We start from the raw sequence: 15,814 nt of genomic DNA, 5'->3' as shown, positions 1-15,814 counted from the left end.
GGAATATGTATCCAAATGTATTTATCGGCTAAACAGTCTCCTCAGATTATACTTACTTTTATCAATAGTAATAAGTATATCAGAAAAATAACACCAGATAAAGCTGAATTTTGACATGTTATAAATTTATTTACATGTTTATTTTGAAATCTGTTTTAAATACTCTCTTGGCGAATATCCGGTAACTTTTTTAAAAGCACGGTAGAAATTGGAATAATCGGTAAAACCGCATTTCACAGCTGCGTTGTACGAGCTTTCGCCGTTAATAAGACACTGTTTTGCCCTGCATATTCTTTTGTACATTATGTATTCATGCAGCGTGAAACCTGTGGTTTGTCTGAAAATCTGGCACAGATGTGATCCGGAAATATAGAATTCTTTCTGCAGGGTTTTTAAAGAAAGATCCTTATCAAGGTTTTGATCTATAAATTCAAGTATGGGGATAAGGTTTCGATGACGCTGCGTGGACGGTGCGGTACGGGTTTCGTCCGAAAAAATACGGTTGATTTTGACCATGATTTCGAGGAAAATTGCAAGTTTGAGCTGAATACTCCACAATTTTTTATATGTATCAGCCATAACCAGCTTTTCAAAAAGGGCAATAAGTTCATTTTTCTCGTCATCTGTGGTGTTCAGCCTGTTTTTTTCGCCATGAGGGCGGTTAAAATAGCAGTACCCGAGGTCGTGACCTTCTGTGGAAAAAAACTTAAGGACACTTTCGGGAAAATTAAGAATTATCCTTTCGTAAGTTTCATTCGATTTAAAAGTGGCTTTGTGTATTTCATCTGGCCGCATGAGAAGTATGTCGCCCGGTAAGAGATCATACGAGTTTTTCTCAATAAAATAACGGACTCCGCCCGATAAAAACAGATAAATTTCATAGTCGTCATGAAGGTGGAAATCCATTTTGTAATTGTCCATCGGATTCTGTGTCCGGTTTTTTATGCATATGATCTCGTTATTTAAAGTTTCAAGCATTGATTTTCGTTCCCTTCCGGAATTTTAAAACAGCCTGATATGCAATGTTTTAAACAATGAAAGCCATATATATGGCTATAATTTATTCTATAATATAGGTTGTATGGCGTAAAGCAATTTTCGTTACCTCTATGACATGTGAGGGTAACAATCGGGGAGGATGGATTATGGCAAGGTTTCTGCTGAGCGGCTTTGCGGACGAAATTGACAGGGATTTGGAAATACAGATTAGGGAACTGAGAAAACTTAATATTAATTTTATTGAAGTCAGGGGAGTTTACGGCAAAACAATTACCGACTATACCGGAAAGGAAGTCAGTGAAATTAAAAAAATGCTGGATGACAATGGAATCAGAGTTTCGGCTTTAGGTTCCCCGATAGGCAAAATAGGTATAAAGGATGAGTTTGAACCGCATCTTGACAAATTCAAGCATGCGATCGAGCTGGCCGGCATACTGGAGACGAAATATGTCCGTATGTTCAGTTTCTATATACCTGAAGGAGGAAAACCAGAAGAATACCGCGATGAAGTGCTGGAGCGCTGGTATCGTTTTGTCGAAGCGGCTAAGAATACAGGTCTTATTCTTGCCCATGAAAATGAAAAAGGAATATACGGGGATACACCGGAGAGATGCGTGGATATTATTAAGTCAATGAATGTGGATTATGTCAGGGCGGTTTTTGATCCTGCCAATTTCGTGCAATGTCATGTGGAAACATATCCCGGAGCTTATAATCTTCTGAAACCCTATATATGCTATATGCATATCAAAGACGCGCTGTTTGGAAACGGGAAAGTGGTTCCGTCGGGCTTCGGAGACGGAAAGGTTCAGGATATTTTGCAGGGCATAAACAATTCCACCTACGGGGAAATGTTTTTATCTCTTGAACCACACCTTGGCTCCTTTGAAGGCCTTGCAGAATTGGAAAAATCGCTTGACTTAAGCATCATGGAAGAAAGCGGACCTGGCAAGTTTGCAATCGCCGTTAAGGCTCTCAGGGACATTTTGAGCAGGATAAACCGCTGAAGAACAGTGTTTCGATTAAGGCAGCTGATTTTTTAATTAATTGAAAACCACAAATATTTAATCGGGAGGTCTTTGTTGTGAAATTGGTAAGAATGGGGCTTATTGGCTTTGGAGTTATAGGCTCAAACCATGCAAGGTATTTGGGAAACGGCGAGGTTTCGGGAGCCGTTTTGTCATGTATTTGCGACATAAATCCCGAAAGGCTCAGATTGGCAAAGGAGCTTTACCCACACGTTAAACTGTTTGATGATTACAGAAAGATGATCGCAAGCGGTGAAGTGGATGCGGTCTTTGTGGCGACACCCCATTACGAACACCCGCCGATGGCAGTTGAAGCTCTGAAAAACGGGCTTCACGTGTTGATAGAGAAGCCGGCGGGGGTGTATACTAAGCAGGTGCTGGAGATGAACGAAGTGGCCGGTAAAAGCGACAGAGTGTTCGGAATAATGTATAATCAAAGGACAAATCCGGTGTACCAGAAAGCAAGGGACTTGGTTAAATCGGGGAAACTTGGAGAGATCAAAAGAACAAACTGGATTATTGACTGGTACAGGCCGCAAAGCTATTATGATTCCGGCGGATGGCGCGCTACCTGGTCCGGCGAAGGCGGTGGCGTTTTACTAAACCAGGATCTGCATCAGCTGGATTTGTGGCAGTGGATTTGCGGAATGCCGAAAAGGGTAAGGGCTTTCTGTTATTATGGAAAGTATCATAACATTGAAGTGGAAGATGACGTAACGGCCTTTGTTGAATACGAAAACGGAGCAACCGGCGTATTTGTCACGTCTACCGCAATGACACCTGAAACCAACCGTTTTGAAATAATTGGGGACAGAGGGAAAATTGTTATTGAAGACGGAAAACTTACGTTCTACCGTTTAAGGGTTCCGGAAAGGCAATTCAATCGTGAATATGACGGCGGAAAGATCGCAAAACCAGAATGCTGGAAATGTGAAATTCCGGTTGAGCCGGGGCAGGGAGGACAGCACAGGGAGATCACACAAAATTTTGTAAATGCAATCCTGAAGGGTGAAAAACTTTTAGCCCCGGGAATTGAAGGCATTAACGGGCTTCAGATATCGAACGCGATGCATCTGTCGTCATGGCTGGACGACTGGGTGGAGATACCTGTCGATCCCGATCTCTTTTATGAAAAACTTATGGAGAAAATCCATGGAAAAAATTAAATTTTCGTAACAATTTGTAAAATCCCATCCTGAACCTATGTACACTGTCGTTTTAACCCGATATAATAAAAGAAAAATACAAAGGATAAAGAGGGGCAGAGATGGAGAAAAAATTTTTTTCCGCTGTTTTGATTTTGCTGATTTTGTTCTGCGTTTCTGATTTTAATTCTTTAGCAGCCTCGTATCCCGATACGGTCAGAGTGGGGTTAAATTACGGCAGCGACGCGGTGTCAAGCGTTCAGGTTAATGCCGAGAAGGGCCTAAATATAGGTTATTACGGAAATAACACCTTTACTCTGCTGTATCAGCACAACAGCAACAAGCCCGTTATAATAAGAAAAGACGGATATTTCATAAGAACAGAAAATGGAATTGCGGAATACTCACCGACAGAGGGAATTCCTTCGGCAGGACAGGCAATGGGTCCGTGGCATCTGAAAATAGGCGGAACAGTCGCAGACTATGACACAGCGAAAAGTATTGCCGAAACCTATAATAAATCAGGCATAATAACATACGTGGCCTATGACGGAGGGTGGCAGGTTTGGGCAGGATTTTACCCCGACAAGAAATCCGCCGAGAATGATATTCCGGTTGTCAGGGAAAGGCTGGGGGTTGCAGACATTTCAGTACTCCCTGAGACTTCAAAAAGGCTTGTTATTTACGATTCTGCTTTTAACGTTATTTTGCTTTACGGTGGTGAAAACGGTTATCTTCAGGTGCACCCTAAGCCTGAAAACAATCCTTATATACTGACGGTAAACGGAAAAAGATACAGAAATTACATAGAAATACGAAGGTATACCGACAGTGACCTTACCCTTATTAACATACTTAATATCGAAGAATATCTATACGGGGTTGTCCCATCGGAAATAGAGGCGGATGCGCCGATTGAAGCCATTAAGGCGCAGGCGGTGGCTGCGAGGACTTACACATACCAGAATATCGGAAAATACGAAAAATGGGGATTTGATTTAACGGATACGGTTTCATCCCAAGTATATAACGGATACGACGCTGAAAGACCTGCCACGAACAGAGCGGTGGACGAAACCAGAGGTCAGAAAATAATGTATAACGGCAAGCTGGCCCAGGTTTTCTACTTTGCCTCAAGCGGAGGTATGACGGCTAATGTTTCGGAAGTATGGGGCTCGGAAATTCCATATCTGGTGAGCGTTCCTGATCCGTACGAGTCCGAGACTGCACGCAATTATATCTGGGAAAAAACCTTAACAGCCGCGGAAATAAAGCAAATACTTTTTCGAAGCGGTGTGGATATTGGAGATATTATTTCGGTGAGTGCGGAAGAGTATTCATCATCCGGACGCGTAACAGTGCTGAGAATAACGGGAACCAAAGGCTCAGTGACGTATTACAAGCAGGATACAAGGCTGATATTTAACCTTAACAGTCAGAAATACACCATTGAATCGGCAGGAAACGTTGTGGTGAAAACCGCCGACGGTTCTTTACTGACAATCGCTCTTGACGGAAGAACTGTGGTATCCAAATCGGGAGCGACGAAGCTGTCTTCTTCGGGCCTTGCTACAGCCTCAGTTATAGGCAGTGGAAACAATATACGCAAGATAAGCATGTCGTCCGATGTATATACCTTCAGCGGCAGAGGCTGGGGGCATGGTGTCGGTATGAGCCAGGAAGGAGCGAAAGGGTTCGCAAGACAGGGGTATACCTATGACCAGATACTGAAGCATTATTTCCAGGGTGTAACGATTGAATGAACGTATTGGTAAAAAACAAACGGAGGCAAGCCTCCGTTTGTTTTTTACTTTTTTTGTTCAGGATGACAAAACACTTGATATATCCGCCATAAAAAAGGGATCATCTTCTTTATGTTTCCATTTGCCGAGCTGAAGAATTTTTCGGCTGCTTCCTGATTTGATGTTTTTTACAAAGAAAGGTTTTAATTCCTTGGCAAGACCGGTTTTGAATGCAAAGGATCAAGGAGCTTTTGAAAAAGAAAAATATGATGCCAGTTCGAAACAAATATCCATCAGCTTACGGAAATTTTCATATTTTATTGTATTATAAGCATCTTCAAAGTCGTCCTTCGTCCTCAAATGACATGCTGGTTATTATTCTGAACGCGGGCAAATGACAGTCCAGGTATTTCTTTTGAAAACACAGGTATTTTAAAAAGGCGGCATGTCAATTCCGGGTTGACATTGCCGTGAACGAGCGGGTATACTGATATGGGTACAAAGGGGGAAATTACATGTTCTGGACGATTTTAATAGCCGTGTTGTTTGCATTGGATCAGGTAACAAAGGCGTACGTGAGGGATAATCTCCCCTTGGGGGTAAGAAACGAAGTGATCCCCGGCTTTTTTTATTTTACCCATGTGGAAAATACCGGCGCTGCCTTCGGCATACTCAAAAACGGCAGGTACTTTTTTATAATACTGACTGTTATAATCTGTGGCATACTGATTTATGTGATGATAAAGAATAAACAGAAATTGCTAAGACTTGCGATTTCCTTTATTCTGGCAGGCGCAGCCGGAAACTGGATTGATCGTGTTATCCGCGGAAAAGTAACCGATTTTTTTGATTTTTATATTTTCGGATATGATTATCCTGTCTTTAATGTTGCTGATATTTGCATAAACATTGGTACGTTTCTTCTTGTGTTTTTTGTGCTTTTCATCTATAAGGAACCAAAAAAAGAAAATGCGGCAGCAGAAGACTTAATGGCTGGTGCAGGTGAGGATGACGAATGAGTGAAAACAGGGAAATTGAAATAACAGTGGACGAAAACGAGGCGGGGCAGAGGCTGGACGCTTTTCTGTCCGGGAAAATTCCAGATGTGTCGAGAAATTATATTCAGAAACTCATAGAAGACAACCTTGTTCTTGTAAACGGACAAAGCACAAAGGCAAAAGTCAGGACATATCCCGGCATGAAAATAACGGTATATGTTCCTCAACCCGAACCGCTCAGGGTTAAACCGGAGAATATTCCGCTGGATATTGTTTACGAGGATTCGGATATACTGATAATTAACAAACCCAGAAACATGGTGGTTCATCCTGCCCCCGGAAATGAGGACAATACGCTTGTAAATGCCGTTCTTTATCACTGCGGGGATTCGCTTTCGGACATAAACGGCATTATAAGGCCGGGCATTGTACACCGTATTGACAAGGATACAACGGGGCTTATTGCCGTGGCTAAAAACAACAAGGCCCATCAGTCTCTTGCCCTCCAGCTTAAGGAACACAGTATGAAACGGGTTTATGATGCAATTGTGGAGGGAATAATCCGGGAGGACAGAGGTGTTATAGATGCACCGATAGGCCGCCATCCCGTCGACAGAAAAAAGATGGCTGTGGTGCCCGGAAAAGGCAAAGAAGCGATAACCCATTTTGAAGTGCTGGAACGCCTTAAAGGAGCCACTTATGTGAGATTAAGGCTCGAAACCGGAAGAACCCACCAGATACGGGTGCATATGGCTTATATTAACCATCCGGTATATGGGGATCCGCTGTACGGAAGGAGCACAAAAAAACTCACCGGTGGTCAGATGCTCCATGCAAGATTTTTGAGACTGAAACATCCAACCACCGGCGAATATATGGAATTTGAAGCCGAACTTCCCGAAGATTTCATAAAACTTCTTGATTTCCTCAGAGACTGAGACAAGTTACCGTTCTTCCCTGAAATACGGGTTTCCCAAATCCTTTGGCGGCATATGACTGGAGCTTTTTCTTACCGCTCCGATGATAATGACCAGCATTGTGGCAAGATACGGCAGCATTCTTAAAAAGTGCTGGTTTATTGTTATGGGCAGGTTCAGTGTCTGTATGCGGAAGCCGACAATATCAAGGCCTCCGAAGAGAAAAGCGCCCCAGAAAGCCCTGTAGGGATTCCATGAAGTAAATATAACAAGGGCGATGGCTATCCAGCCGCGGCCCGAAGTTATGTTATCCTGCCATGACGGAACATAAACAAGGGAGAGATATGCGCCGCCCAATCCGCATAATGCGCCGCCTATGAGTATATGGACATATTTGTAAAGAGTAACGTTAATTCCCGAAGCATCGGCCGCTGCGGTATTTTCACCTACCGCCCTCAAATTCAGCCCGAAACGCGTATGGTACAAATATATACCCGATAAGATTACTATAACGTAGCTTAAATAAACAAACAGGTCCTGTTCAAGGAATACCGAAAGTATCGGTCCCAGCACAGGGATTTTGGAAAGGAACGGCAAAGAAAGAGGGCGGAAATTACGGCTGAAGGATTCGGGCAAAACGGTTCCCATCAGGCGCTTACCCCAGAATCTGGACAGACCCGTTCCGAATATTGTAAGCGCAAGCCCGGTTACCGACTGATTTGCCCGCAAAGTCACGGTCAGAAAGGCATATATCAATGCACCAAGGGCACCGAAAACCATTGCGGCAAGCAGGGCAAGAACAGGGTTCATTGTAAGCAGCGCAACCTGGAAGCCTGCCACTGCTCCTAAAAGCATCATTCCCTCAATTCCAAGATTTAAGTTTCCCGCCTTTTCATTGTACATAGCTCCCAATATTCCGAAAGTAAGCGGTGTTCCTGCTATTATCGCGTTTTTCAGAAATGGAATCATATTATTTAACCTCCGATGAAACTGAGTTCTTTCTGTTAAATCGTATTTTGTACCGTACGAAGAATTCACTGCCGAGGGCGCAGAACAATATCATTCCCTGAAGCACGTCTGCGGCGGCTTGCGGAATCTGAAGCGCCGACTGTATGTATGAGCCGCCCTGCAGAAGAATGGCGAAAAGGAATGAAACAACCAGAACCCGTGGAGCACTCAGCCCTGACAAATATGTGGTTATAACGGCAGTAAATCCATAACCGCTTGAAACGTTCATCGTAAGAGTTTTATTTACGCCTGCCGCCTGAATAACTCCTGTAATGCCGCACAGGCCCCCGCTTAAAAGCATTGTGGCTATTATTATCCTTGAAATGTCCATTCCGGCGTATCTGGCAGTGCTTACGCTTTCGCCGACTACTGCAATTTCGAAACCCCTTTTTGTTTTTCTGAGGAACCAGGTTATTATAGCAACGAGTGCAAGGGAAATATAAAACCCTATATGAATTCCAAATAATTTAGGGAGCAAGGCATAGTCAGGGAAATTTGCAATTTTGGCGAACCCCTTTAAGCTGGGATCCCTCCACGGGCCATACTGGAGATATGTGACCCACTGGGTGGCAATATAGTTAAGCATAAGAGTCATAATTGTCTCATTGGCTCCAAACCTGGCCTTGAAAAAGGCAGGTATCACGCCCCATAAACCGCCTGTAAGAAAACCTACTATAAACATAACAGGAAGAACAAGTGGTTTCGGAAGCCAGTCAACGAAAAGTGCTACATAAGTTGCCGCGAAAGCCCCCATCAGAATTTGTCCCTCACCGCCGATATTCCAGAATTTCATCTTAAATGCCACCAGTATTCCGAGGGAGGTGATTACCAACGGGCACATTTCGAGTAATGTGGCTTTAAGGCGGATTTTTGAACCAAGGGCTCCTGAAATTATATTGGAATATACCTGAACGGGATTATATCCCAGAAAAACAATAAAGATACCCGAAACAACAATCGCAGCCATGATGGCAATCAGACGGATTATGATTACCTGTTTAACTGACGTACCTTCACGTTTCACTATTTGCATACGGAATCCTCCTTCTCTGCCGGAGAAACACCTGCCATCATAAGGCCAAGGTCTTCCTTTGTAACATTCTGAGCATCTACTATACCGGTAATCTTACCGTAACATAAAACCATTATTCTGTCACAAAGTTCTATCAATACATCTAGATCTTCGCCTATATAAAGAATGCCGACGCCTTTTCGCTTCTGTTCCTTCAAAAGCTCATAAATTGTGTATGAAGCACCAATGTCAAGGCCTCTGACCGGGTATGCGGTGATAAGGAGCTGAGGGCTTGCGTCAATTTCCCTTCCCAGCAGGACCTTCTGGATGTTTCCTCCCGAAAGCTTACGGATTGGAGTGAAAATACTGGGAGCCTGTATGTCGAGGCGTTTCTTAACCCGTTCGGCTTTTTCCCTTGCAGGTTTTCGATTTATCGTAATTCCGGGCTGATTGATATAATCCTTCAGAAGCATATTATCAACCATGTCCATTGACGGAACAAGCCCCATCCCAAGGCGATCTTCGGGAATGAAACTCATGCTGACGCCGCGCCTGATTATTTCACGGGGACTGTAGCCCACAATGTTTTCACCTTTAAAATAAATATCGCCCGTTGCGACGGGGTAAAGGCCTGCGATTGCCTCGCACAGTTCTTTCTGTCCGCTTCCGGCCACACCTGCCACACCTAAAATTTCACCTTCGTACAGATCAAAGGTTACATCGTCGAGCACCGGAACATTATGTTCACCCAAAGCGGTCAGGCCTTTAACGGATAACAGCAGGTTTCCTCTTTTTGCATTAACCCGTTCAATGGAGAGATTAACGGGTTTACCCACCATAAGCTCGGTCAGTTCCCGTATGTTTGTTTTGGATGTTTCCAGTGTCGCGACGGTTTTTCCCTGTCTCAGAACGGTAACCCTGTCGGTGACTTCCATGATCTCATTCAGCTTGTGAGTGATGATTATGATCGCGCACCCTGTTCCGGCAAGGTTTCTGAGTATTGCAAAAAGCTTCTGAGTTTCCTGTGGGGTTAATACTGCCGTCGGTTCATCAAGAATAAGAATTCTTGAACCGCGGTATAGAACTTTGAGTATTTCCACCGTCTGTTTTTCACTTACCGACATGTCCTTGATCTTCTTGTTCAGATCGATTTCCATGCCGTAACTGGCCATTACGTCCTGAATTGATTTAATTTTATTCTTTTTTGACGTATAACCCGCTTTGCTGTAACCTAAAAGGATGTTTTCGGCCGCAGTTAGGACGTCAACCAGCTTAAAGTGCTGGTGTATCATGCCTATTCCCAGTTCAATGGCATGTTTTGGTGAATGGATGTTAACCTCTTTTCCGTGAATAAAAATACTGCCGCTGTCGGGCTTATAAATACCTGAAAGCATATTTACCAGAGTGCTTTTGCCGGCGCCGTTTTCACCCAGCAGACCGTGAATTTCCCCTTCGTACACCGAAAAGTTTACGTCGATATTTGCGCGTATTACGCCAAAGGTTTTGCAGATGTTTTTCATTTCAACCAAAACTGTTTTATTACTCATGGCTTCATCCTTTTTACACTGTTATTTTTTTATTCTGATCCGAAGATAAGTTCTTTATATAGACATTTTAGCAGTTTTTTATCGTCTGAAAAAGGACAGGATTAAAGGTTTTACCTTTAATCCTGTCTTTTTTCATATTATATTGTGATTTTATTTAGTCTTCAGGTATGGTTCCGATAACACCCTCAACAAACCAGTTAAAACTCAGGAGTTCTTCATCGGTCATAACCGTTCCTTCGGGCACACGGACATTTCCGTTCTGATCCTTTATCGGTCCCTGGAATACTTTGAATTCACCGCTTATAATTTTTTGTGCCATTTCATCAACTTTTTCCTGAGCGCCTTCAGGTGCATTCTTCAGAGGAGCGAGGGCAACTACGCCGTCTTCCATTCCGCCCCAATAGTTTTCGCTCTTCCATGTACCGTCAAGAACCTTCTGAATCTGTTCCGTGTAATACGGACCCCAGTTCCATATCGGTGCTGTCAGGAATGCATCGGGTACGATGTCGGAAGTGTCACAGTTGTAACCAATACACCATTTGCCGCGTTCCTGGGCTGCAATCTGCGGGCCGGTTGTATCCTGATGCTGAGCTATAACATCACAACCCTTATCCAGAAGGGATATTGCTGCGGCCTTTTCCAAAGAAGGATCATACCATGTGGAGGTCCACACCACTTCCACCGTGGCGTCGGGATTAACCGAACGGACACCAAGGGTGAAAGCGTTAATTCCCCTTATTACTTCCGGAATGGGATGAGCGGCAACATAACCTATTTTATTGGTTTCTGTTTTCATACCTGCCACTATTCCTGAAAGATAACGGGCCTGATACATCCTTCCGAAATAATTCAGCATGTTTTCACGGCTTTTGCTGCCTGAGCAGTGCAGGAAAATAACATCAGGGTATTCTTCGGCCATATCATACATATAATCCATATAGCCGTAAGAGTTGGCAAAAATCATTTTGCAGCCCTGTTCAATCATTGACTGGATTACTGAGACAATTGAATCGTCAGTGTCACTGACATTTTCCTGTACAACAAATTCGACTTTGTTGCCAAGCTTTTCCTGGGCATAAAGTCTTCCCTGTTCGTGAGCATACGTATACCCCGGTTCATTAGCAGTACCGATGTAGACAAATCCAACCTTCAGCTTTTTCTGCCCGGCATTGTTCTGAGCTGTACCGCAGCCTGTCAGAATCATTGCCAGACATAAAACCACAGCGAATAAACAGATAATGCTTTTCTTTTTCATTTTTCTAATCCTCCCTGAATATTATTTTGTTATTATTAAAAGACTCTATAACAGCAAGGGATTCAAGGCGAATCCCAAGGTTTCTGAGGATTTGGCCACCTTGCTGAAACCCTTTTTCAATTACAATGCCAACACCCGTGATATTGCATTTTGCCTGATTTGCTATGTCGATAAGCCCTAAAACAGCTTGTCCGTTTGCAAGAAAATCATCGATTATAAGAATGTTTTCGTTTGAAGAGAGGTATTCTTTCGAGACGGATATGATATAATCGGTTTGCTTTGTATATGAACGGATTTTACTTCGATATACCTCAGGTGACATGTTCAGTCCGTTATATTTTTTAGCAAAAACAACAGGTACGTTAAAATTGTAGCCTGTACACACCGCAAAGGCTATTCCTGATGTCTCTACCGTTAATATTTTGTCAACCCTTGCATTTTTGAAACGATTATAGAATTCTTTTCCGATATCAAAGGCTAACCGGGGATCAATCTGGTGGTTCAAAAATGAATCCACCTTCAATATATTTCCGTCAATAATGACGCCGTCTTTCAATATACGCTGTTTTAAAGATTCCATAGAATAAAACTCCCGTTTTTTTACTAAATTCAACAACAATTAAAAAATACTGTACATACCTGCCCGTACAGTATGAAATAGCAAAAGGCACTATGCTAATAAAGAAAAAAATGAGTTATTACCAGACTAATGTTGTCTCACCGAACATATTACATATTCTACAACAATCTGAGGCGGGAAACAACAACAAACATTCCGAATCCAAAAAGAATTTGAAACATATTTTTACTTATTTTTTGTGAAAAACAAACAAAAATTGCATAAGTGCTCTGTATAAAATATCCTTCCGGTGGTATATTTGAACGCCATGTGTTATAATAGAAAGGATAACTTGGACTGAGAGTCTTTCAGAGGTCGTTCATTGTTATATTTGCCTACATGAGGAGGACGGAAAATGACTGAGAATTTTGCTGAAATGATGGAAGAAATAAAGAAAATGAAGAAGGAAAGAAACGCAGTTATCGTAGCTCATAACTACCAGTTGGATGAAGTGCAGGAGCTGGCGGATGTGGTTGGGGATTCGTTCAGGTTAAGCCAGTACTGTGCCTCTACCGACGCCGATGTTGTTGTTTTCTGCGGAGTGCATTTTATGGCAGAAAGCGCAAAGATTCTCTCTCCCGAAAAGACGGTTTTGCTCCCTGAAATTGATGCAGGGTGCCCGATGGCCGATATGGTAACACCGGAGGCACTAATTGAGGAAAAAAAGAAATACCCAAATGCCACGGTAGTATGTTACATAAATACATCTGCAGCTGTTAAGGCAGAATGTGATGTATGCTGCACATCCTCCAATGCAGTGAATGTTATCAGGTCTATACCGAACGATGAGATTTTGTTTGTTCCGGATAAAAATCTGGGAAGTTATGTCGCAAAGCAGGTACCCGACAAAAAAATACATTTATGGGACGGATACTGCATAACACATCACAGGGTCAGCGCAAGCGATGTGCAAAAGGCAAAGGGCATTCATCCCGATGCTTTGGTTCTGGCGCATCCGGAATGCAGGCAGGAAGTGTTGGAGCTGGCCGATTTTGTCGGGAGTACCGCTCAAATTATTGAATATGCCAAAAAAAGCAGTCATGATAAATTTCTTATAGCGACTGAAATGGGAATTTTACATCAACTGAGAAAGGACAACCCTGACAAGACCTTTTATCTTCTGACCCAGGGGCTTGTTTGCCCGAACATGAAAAAAACTACTGTGGAAAGTGTATATAATGCGCTGAAACATGGCAGGTATGAAATAAAACTTGATGAAGACATAATCAGGCGTGCACGCAGATCACTGGATGCCATGCTCAGAGTTCGGTAGACAAGCTTATTTCCTGCTTGTTGAAATGAAAAAAGCGAAATGTTATGATAGGGGATAAATTCCCCTTAATTTAAAAAACAGAGGGTGAACAAGTTGAAACAGAAATCATCGCTGTCATTTCTGACTTGGGGTCTTATACCATTAATTGTGCTTCTTATTCTGTTCAGGATTAGTAAAACAGCGGGCATTCTGGGAATGCTGGCGTATCTGGTTTTGATTTTCGTTTATAATATCAACCTTTTCTATCAGATAAAGGGACAAACTGAATACAGCAAGGGAAATCTTCAGATGGCCGAAAAATGGTTTAAAAAAGCTGCAGAGTCCGGAAAGGCGAATGCCGATGTTCTGGTAAATTACGGTTTTATTCTTTTCAAGGAGGGAAAACTGAAAGAAGCCGAGGAAGCATTCTCGAAAGCAATGCAGAAAAGCAAAAATCAGGATGAAAAAAACAGGGTTAAATCAAATCTCGCCCTTGTAATCTGGAAAAAGGGTGAGCTTGATAAAGCTTTTGGCATGCTTAAGGAAGTTATTGCCGAATATAAAACAACTGCGGTATATGGAAGCCTTGGATATCTGGCTATAGAAAAAGGGGATCTGGATGAAGCTCTGAAAATAAACCTTGAGGCTTATGATTACAATTCGGATAATGCGATAATTCTTGATAACCTGGCTCATTTGTACCATTTAAGGGGTGAAATGGATAAGGCCGGGGAAATGTTTGAGAAGCTTATGGAGAAGAAACCGCATTTTCCGGAGGCCTACTATGATTACGGAAAGTATCTGGAAGACGCCGGAGAGTTAGATAAAGCCCGTGAAATGTATGAAAAGGCTTTGAAGTGTACTTTCAATTTTAATAATACCATTACCAGAGAACAGGTTCAGAAGGAACTGGACCGTGTGAACGAAAAACTAAAGGGAAATTAGAAAATTTACCAGGAGAGAGGAAAACTTGCATATGAAAATTACCGAAATATATCATGAGGCATTTAAAATTGATTCTGATCTTGTAAAGCTGGCGCAGGATGTGGAGAAAAAATGCTCTGATGTGTTTGAGAGAATTAAAAACATATCGGCGTATAATCATAGTAAAGTAATAAGAGCCATGCAGGAATACATGGTAAGTGATTCCCATTTTGTAGGTACAACGGGATATGGCTACAACGACAGAGGCAGAGAGGTACTGGAGAATGTATATGCCATGGCGTTTGGCGCTGAGGATGCACTGGTAAGGCATCAGATAACATGCGGAACCCACGCGTTGGCCCTTTGCCTTTACGGAATTTTAAGACCGGATGATGAACTTTTATCCATAACAGGAAAGCCGTATGACACCCTTGACGAAGTTATCGGTATACGCGGAGAAGTCGGAACCGGCTCTCTTAAAGATTACGGGGTTACTTACCGGCAGGTTGATTTACTGGAAAACGGCGATTTTGATTTTGAAAAAATAAAGGAAAGCATTAATCCAAAAACAAAAATGGTATTTATCCAGAGATCCAGAGGATATTCCTGGAGAGGTCCCATAACCGTGGAACGCATTGGACAGGCCGTAAAATTCGTCAAATGCATAAAGCCCGACGTGGTCGTTATGGTGGACAATTGTTACGGTGAATTTGTGGAATGCAAGGAACCTACCGATGCAGGCGCGGATATTATGGCCGGGTCATTAATCAAAAACCCCGGTGGCGGAATTGCTCTTGCTGGTGGGTATATTGCCGGAAGGAAAGATTTGGTTGAACTGGTTTCTTACCGTATGACGGTGCCCGGTCTTGGGAGCAAGGTTGGAGCCACTCTTGGACAGAACAGATCCATGTTTCAGGGTTTTTTCCTTGCCCCGCATATTGTGGCTGAAAGTCTTAAAGGTGTTGTTTTTGCCTCGGCGCTTATGGAAAGTTTGGGGTATGAAACGTGTCCGGCATACAATGAAGAGCGAAGCGACATAATACAGGCGATAAAATTCGGAAATCCGGAAGCTGTTATCGCTTTCTGTCAGGGGATACAAAAAGGTTCACCGGTAGACTCGTTTGTTACACCTGTACCAAGCGAAATGCCGGGGTATGATTCGCCGGTAATAATGGCGGCCGGAGCATTTGTGCAGGGATCGTCCATTGAACTTTCGGCGGATGCGCCAATACGGCCACCATATATAGCGTATCTGCAGGGCGGACTTGTTTACGAGCACGTGAAGCTGGGGGTTTTGTGCGCAGCGCAGGAATTGATTAACAGAGGTTTATTGAGGCTGGGATAAACTCAGTGGCTTTGGGATATTCT

General features: G+C 42.9%; 14 protein-coding genes. 8 read left to right on the top strand and 6 right to left on the bottom strand.

Annotated elements, in window-relative coordinates; genetic code table 11:
* Nucleotides 1-138 precede the first annotated feature (138 nt).
* Nucleotides 139-978, bottom strand: coding sequence for an AraC family transcriptional regulator (locus CST_RS07555; protein ID WP_015359269.1), 840 nt, complete (start codon nt 976-978; stop codon nt 139-141).
* 167 nt (nt 979-1,145) lie between these two features.
* Between CST_RS07555 and CST_RS07550 the strand changes: the two genes are divergently transcribed.
* From CST_RS07550 to CST_RS07530, 5 genes are all read left to right on the top strand, one after another.
* On the top strand, nt 1,146-2,006 hold the full coding sequence (locus tag CST_RS07550; RefSeq protein ID WP_015359268.1) for a sugar phosphate isomerase/epimerase family protein: 861 nt from the start codon (nt 1,146-1,148) through the stop codon (nt 2,004-2,006).
* 77 nt (nt 2,007-2,083) lie between these two features.
* Nucleotides 2,084-3,193 carry a Gfo/Idh/MocA family protein gene (locus CST_RS07545; protein WP_015359267.1) on the top strand — a complete coding sequence of 370 codons (1,110 nt, stop codon included), beginning with the start codon at nt 2,084-2,086 and terminating at the stop codon, nt 3,191-3,193.
* Between the two features lie 101 nt (nt 3,194-3,294).
* Nucleotides 3,295-4,935 carry a SpoIID/LytB domain-containing protein gene (locus CST_RS07540; RefSeq protein ID WP_015359266.1) on the top strand — a complete coding sequence of 547 codons (1,641 nt, stop codon included), beginning with the start codon at nt 3,295-3,297 and terminating at the stop codon, nt 4,933-4,935.
* A 494-nt stretch (nt 4,936-5,429) separates the two neighbouring features.
* Nucleotides 5,430-5,933: a signal peptidase II gene (gene lspA / locus CST_RS07535; protein ID WP_015359264.1), complete on the top strand. Its 504-nt coding sequence runs from the start codon at nt 5,430-5,432 to the stop codon at nt 5,931-5,933.
* Nucleotides 5,930-6,850, top strand: coding sequence for an RluA family pseudouridine synthase (locus tag CST_RS07530; protein ID WP_015359263.1), 921 nt, complete (start codon nt 5,930-5,932; stop codon nt 6,848-6,850). Before lspA ends, CST_RS07530 begins: the two co-directional genes overlap by 4 nt.
* A gap of 6 nt (nt 6,851-6,856) precedes the next feature.
* Here the strand turns inward: CST_RS07530 and CST_RS07525 are convergent, their stop codons facing one another.
* The 5 genes from CST_RS07525 to CST_RS07505 form a co-directional block, all read right to left on the bottom strand.
* On the bottom strand, nt 6,857-7,798 hold the full coding sequence (locus CST_RS07525) for an ABC transporter permease (RefSeq protein WP_015359262.1): 942 nt from the start codon (nt 7,796-7,798) through the stop codon (nt 6,857-6,859).
* Between the two features lies 1 nt (nt 7,799).
* Nucleotides 7,800-8,870 (bottom strand): ABC transporter permease, encoded by a 1,071-nt coding sequence (locus CST_RS07520; RefSeq protein WP_015359261.1) that lies wholly within the window; start codon nt 8,868-8,870, stop codon nt 7,800-7,802.
* The gene (locus CST_RS07515; RefSeq protein WP_015359260.1) at nt 8,861-10,396 is read right to left on the bottom strand and encodes an ABC transporter ATP-binding protein; all 1,536 of its coding nucleotides are present in this window, start codon (nt 10,394-10,396) and stop codon (nt 8,861-8,863) included. Before CST_RS07515 ends, CST_RS07520 begins: the two co-directional genes overlap by 10 nt.
* A gap of 154 nt (nt 10,397-10,550) precedes the next feature.
* Nucleotides 10,551-11,651: a BMP family ABC transporter substrate-binding protein gene (locus tag CST_RS07510; protein ID WP_015359259.1), complete on the bottom strand. Its 1,101-nt coding sequence runs from the start codon at nt 11,649-11,651 to the stop codon at nt 10,551-10,553.
* A gap of 4 nt (nt 11,652-11,655) precedes the next feature.
* Entirely contained in the window at nt 11,656-12,231 is a 576-nt protein-coding gene (locus CST_RS07505; protein ID WP_015359258.1) for a xanthine phosphoribosyltransferase, read from the bottom strand.
* A 394-nt stretch (nt 12,232-12,625) separates the two neighbouring features.
* Here CST_RS07505 and nadA point away from each other — a divergent pair, with 394 nt between their 5' ends.
* The 3 genes from nadA (at nt 12,626) to CST_RS07490 (ending at nt 15,791) form a co-directional block, all read left to right on the top strand.
* On the top strand, nt 12,626-13,543 hold the full coding sequence (gene nadA / locus CST_RS07500; RefSeq protein ID WP_015359257.1) for a quinolinate synthase NadA: 918 nt from the start codon (nt 12,626-12,628) through the stop codon (nt 13,541-13,543).
* Between the two features lie 93 nt (nt 13,544-13,636).
* Nucleotides 13,637-14,467, top strand: a complete 831-nt coding sequence (locus CST_RS07495) for a tetratricopeptide repeat protein (RefSeq protein ID WP_015359256.1) — start codon at nt 13,637-13,639, stop codon at nt 14,465-14,467.
* 31 nt (nt 14,468-14,498) lie between these two features.
* Complete coding sequence (locus tag CST_RS07490) at nt 14,499-15,791, top strand: methionine gamma-lyase family protein (protein ID WP_015359255.1); 1,293 nt, start codon at nt 14,499-14,501, stop codon at nt 15,789-15,791.
* Nucleotides 15,792-15,814 lie beyond the last annotated feature (23 nt).

This window comes from Thermoclostridium stercorarium subsp. stercorarium DSM 8532, from assembly GCF_000331995.1.
Lineage (GTDB): Bacteria > Bacillota > Clostridia > DSM-8532 > DSM-8532 > Thermoclostridium > Thermoclostridium stercorarium.
Note: the sequence above shows the minus strand (reverse complement) of the source record. Positions and strands in the feature narration are given on the sequence as shown.